This is a genomic window from Mycobacterium sp. (assembly GCF_035623875.1).
Classification (GTDB): Bacteria; Actinomycetota; Actinomycetes; order Mycobacteriales; family Mycobacteriaceae; genus Mycobacterium.
In genome coordinates, this window is sequence record NZ_DASPSP010000242.1 from 1 (window position 1) to 4,159 (window position 4,159).

The following is a 4,159-nucleotide window of genomic DNA, read 5'->3' on the forward strand; positions in this document are numbered from 1 at the left end:
CGGCTGGCTGACGCAATTGGCGTTGAGTCGCGACGGCCACCGGGCATATCTCGTCGGGGACCACGGCGTCACGGTGTGGTCCACCGCAACGCACGACGTTATCGGCAGCATCGTGGTCGGTGCGCAGCCGTCATGCGTGACCGAGAGCCCGGATGGGAGCCGCCTGTACATCGCCGACTACGCCGGCGTGATCACCGTGCTGACGACCGCATCGACAACCACGTCGGCGGATGCGCTGACGCCGGACGAGATATCCACCGCCCCGCACCAGTGGGCTCTTTCCAACCTGCTTGGGCTCGAGCCGACGCCGGCCTAGCAGGCGCCTCAGCTGCATCGCCGCCAAGGCGATTGGTCGGGCATGCGATGATCGCCACCGGGGCGGCCGTTTGGCGGGCCGGCCCGGGATAGCAGGTAGTGAGAACCTAGGGCGGTCCATCAATGTACAGCACCATGCAGAGCTTCCCGTTGACGATCACCGCCATCCTGCGACACGCCACCGGCGTCCATGGGGCACGCACGGTCACCACCGCCACCGGGGGCGGTTACCGCAGCAGCACCTACACCGAATTCGGTCAGCAGGCCGCGCAGCTGGCGAACGCATTGCGGCGCGTCGGTGTTACCGGCGATCAGCGGGTCGGCACCTTCATGTGGAACAACGCCGAACATCTGGCGGCGTACACCGCCGTGCCGTCGATGGGTGCCGTGCTGCACACGCTGAACATCCGGCTCTTTCCCGAGCAGATCGTCTACGTCGCCAACGAGGCCGAAGACCAGGTGGTGTTGGTCGATCTGTCGCTGGCCCAACTGCTCACGCCGATACTCGGCGAGCTGGACACCGTGCACACCGTGATCGCGGTCGGAGAGGGTGACCTGTCGGCACTGGGTGGATCGGGCAAGACCGTGCTGCGCTACGCCGACGTGATCGCCGAAGAATCAACCGAGTTCGACTGGCCGGACATCGACGAGAACTCCGCGGCGGCAATGTGCTACACCAGCGGCACCACCGGCAACCCCAAAGGTGTTGTCTACAGCCACCGGTCGACCTATCTGCACACGATGGCCGCCTGTACCGACAACGGCATTGGAATCGGTTCCAGCGATTGCGTGCTGCCGATCGTGCCGATGTTCCATGCCAACGGGTGGGGGCTGCCGTACGCGGCGCTGATGGCGGGCGCGGACCTGATACTGCCCGATCGGCATCTGGACGCCAAGTCGCTGATCGACATGGTCGAGACGCTGCGGCCCACCGTCGCCGGTGCGGTGCCGACCATCTGGAACGACGTGATGCACCACCTGGAGAAGGATCCCGACCACGACATGTCGACGCTGCGGATTGTCGCCTGTGGCGGCTCGGCCGTGCCGGTGTCGCTGATGCGCAACTTCGAGGAAAAACACGGCGTGCAGATCCGGCAGTTGTGGGGGATGACCGAGACCTCGCCGATGGCCACCTTGGCCTGGCCGCCGCCGGGTACATCCGAAGAACAGCACTGGGCGTTTCGCGCCACCCAGGGTCAGCCGGTATGTGGTGTGGAAGCGCGCATCGTCGACGACCACGGGCGGGTGCTGCCCAACGACAATAAGGCCGTTGGCGAGGTGGAAGTTCGCGGTCCGTGGATCACCAGTTCTTACTACCGGGGACACGACGAGTCGAAATTCGACTCCGGCTGGCTGCGTACCGGCGACGTTGGCCGCATCGACGAACGCGGCTTCATCACACTGACTGACCGCGCCAAAGACGTGATCAAGTCTGGTGGGGAATGGATTTCGTCGGTCGAATTGGAGAACCACCTGGTCGCGCATCCGGACGTGATCGAGGCAGCCGTGGTCGGGGTTCCCGACGAGCGCTGGCAGGAACGGCCCCTCGCCGTCGTCGTCGCCAAAGAAGGCTCCACCGTCAGCGCCAGGGATCTACGAAAATACCTGGCTGACAAAGTTGTTCGTTGGTGGCTGCCGGAACGCTGGACATTCGTCGGTGAAATTCCCCGTACCAGCGTCGGCAAGTACGACAAGAAGACGATCCGGTCCCGGTACGCCGACGACGCATATCAGGTCAGCGAGGCGCGAGACTAGCGGCTGGGAAGGAGCACGATGAGCCTGCGGGTCATTCAATGGGCAACGGGGTCGGTCGGTGTGGCCGCGATCAAAGGCGTGCTCGAGCATCCCGAACTCGAACTCGCCGGTTGCTGGGTGCATTCAGAAGCCAAGAGCGGCAAGGACGTCGGTGAGATCGTCGGCATACCGGCGCTGGGCGTGACCGCGACCAACAGTCTCGACGACATCCTCGAGCTCGACGCCGATGCGGTGATCTATGCGCCGCTGCTGCCCAACGCCGACGAAGTCGCGGCGTTGCTGCGGTCGGGCAAGAATGTCGTCACACCCGTCGGCTGGTTCTACCCGAGCGAGCGGGAGGCGGCACCGCTGGAGGTCGCCGCGCAGGCCGGCAACGCCACCCTGCACGGCGCCGGCATCGGTCCCGGTGCGGCGACCGAACTGTTTCCGTTGCTGCTGTCAGTGATGTCCACCGGCGTGACTTTCATTCGCTCCGAAGAGTTTTCCGACGTGCGGACCTACGGCGCTCCGGATGTGCTGCGCCATGTGATGGGTTTCGGCGGGACACCGGACAGCGCGTTGACCGGGCCGATGCAGAAGATCCTTGACGGCGGCTTCATCCAGTCGGTGCGGCTGTGCGTCGACCGGTTGGGTTTCGCCGCCGACCCCGAGATCCGCACATCGCAGGAGGTGGCCGTGGCGAGCGCGCCGATCGACTCACCGATCGGGGTGATCGAGCCGGGGCAGGTCGCCGGGCGCCGCTTCCACTGGGAGGCCTTAGTCGGCGATACGGTGGTCGTCCGGATCACGGTGAACTGGTTGATGGGCGAGGAAAACCTTGATCCGCCTTGGTCGTTCGGGCCCGCGGGGGAACGCTACGAAATCGAAGTCCGTGGCAACCCGGACGCCTTCATCACGGTCAAGGGCTGGCAGCCGGAAAGCGTGGAGGCCGGGCTGAAGAGCAACCCCGGCATCGTCGCGACCGCGGCGCATTGCGTCAACGCCGTCCCGGCGACGTGCGCGGCCCCGGCCGGCATCCAAAGCTTCTTCGACCTGCCGCTGATCACCGCTCGGGCCGCACCCCGGCTGTCGCGGTAGCCTGCCGTCATGACAAGCACTTTGGCCGTTGAGCAGTCCCGCGTCATACCCGTCGACGTCGAGAAGGCCTTCGCCGGCACATTGCCGCTGCCGCTCACAGAGATTTTCAGCCACTGGTACGGGCCCATCGGGCCGATCAAAGAAGTCCGCGATCAGACCGGCGACTGGGATTCGGCCGGGCAGACCCGCGTCGTGATGCTGACCCCCAGCGGAAGCTTCCACGAAGAGCTGACGCGTCTCGACCCACCGCATTCGTTCGGCTACGCCTTGACTCAGATCACCGGCCCGTTGGGATTGCTGATCAGTCGCGCCGACGGCGAGTGGCGTTTTACCGCGAGCGGAAGCGCGACCGAGGTCACCTGGCGCTGGAACATTCATGCCCGCTCGGCGCTCACCGCGCCGTTGCTGCCGGTGTTGGGCCGGCTCTGGAAGGGCTACGCACGCCAATCGCTGGAAACACTGTCAGCGCTGCTGACCGGCTGACCATGTGCCGACTTTTCGGGCTGCACGCGGGAACCAACATTGTCACCGCCACGTTTTGGCTGCTGGACGCGCCGGACAACCTCGCTCAGCAGAGCAGAAGAAACCCGGACGGCACCGGTCTGGGCGTTTTTGACGGCCAGGGGCACCCGCAGGTGCGCAAGCAGCCGATCGCCGCGTGGCAGGACGTCGACTTCGCCACCGAAGCGCACGATATGACCGGTACCACGTTCATCGCGCATGTTCGCTATGCGACCACCGGGTCCCACGACGTGGTCAACACCCATCCGTTCCTGCAAGACGACCGGATCTTGGCGCACAACGGCGTGGTGGAATGCCTCGATGTGCTCGACGAGCGGCTGCGTGAAATGGGCACGGCTGACCTGGTTTTGGGGCAGACCGACTCCGAGCGGGTGTTCGCGTTGATCACCGCATCGATCCGGGCGCATGGCGGGGATGTGACGGCCGGTTTGGTCGACGCCCTAGGTTGGCTGGCCGCCAACGTGCCGATCTACGCGGTCAACCTGCTGCT

5 protein-coding genes are annotated in these 4,159 nt (G+C 65.4%); all 5 read left to right on the forward strand.

Annotated features, from left to right (window positions below; translation table 11 throughout):
• Positions 1 to 316, forward strand: a 316-nt coding sequence (locus tag VEI45_RS19795) for a YncE family protein (protein ID WP_414687540.1), incomplete at its 5' end; no start/stop codon positions are given.
• 122 nt (positions 317 to 438) lie between these two features.
• Positions 439 to 2,070 carry a long-chain fatty acid--CoA ligase gene (locus VEI45_RS19800; protein WP_324856226.1) on the forward strand — a complete coding sequence of 544 codons (1,632 nt, stop codon included), beginning with the start codon at positions 439 to 441 and terminating at the stop codon, positions 2,068 to 2,070.
• 18 nt (positions 2,071 to 2,088) lie between these two features.
• On the forward strand, positions 2,089 to 3,147 hold the full coding sequence (locus tag VEI45_RS19805) for a dihydrodipicolinate reductase (protein WP_324856227.1): 1,059 nt from the start codon (positions 2,089 to 2,091) through the stop codon (positions 3,145 to 3,147).
• Positions 3,148 to 3,156: 9 nt separating this feature from the next.
• Positions 3,157 to 3,630, forward strand: coding sequence for an SRPBCC family protein (locus VEI45_RS19810; protein ID WP_324856228.1), 474 nt, complete (start codon positions 3,157 to 3,159; stop codon positions 3,628 to 3,630).
• A gap of 2 nt (positions 3,631 to 3,632) precedes the next feature.
• The coding region (locus tag VEI45_RS19815; protein ID WP_324856229.1) for a class II glutamine amidotransferase at positions 3,633 to 4,159 on the forward strand (527 nt) is incomplete at its 3' end.

Bases quoted from the DNA above. Each gene is read 5' to 3' on its own strand.
- VEI45_RS19800 (WP_324856226.1), top strand. From the start codon at position 439: ATGTACAGCACCATGCAGAGCTTCCCGTTGACGATCACCGCCATCCTG.
- VEI45_RS19805 (WP_324856227.1), top strand. From the start codon at position 2,089: ATGAGCCTGCGGGTCATTCAATGGGCAACGGGGTCGGTCGGTGTGGCC.
- VEI45_RS19810 (WP_324856228.1), top strand. From the start codon at position 3,157: ATGACAAGCACTTTGGCCGTTGAGCAGTCCCGCGTCATACCCGTCGAC.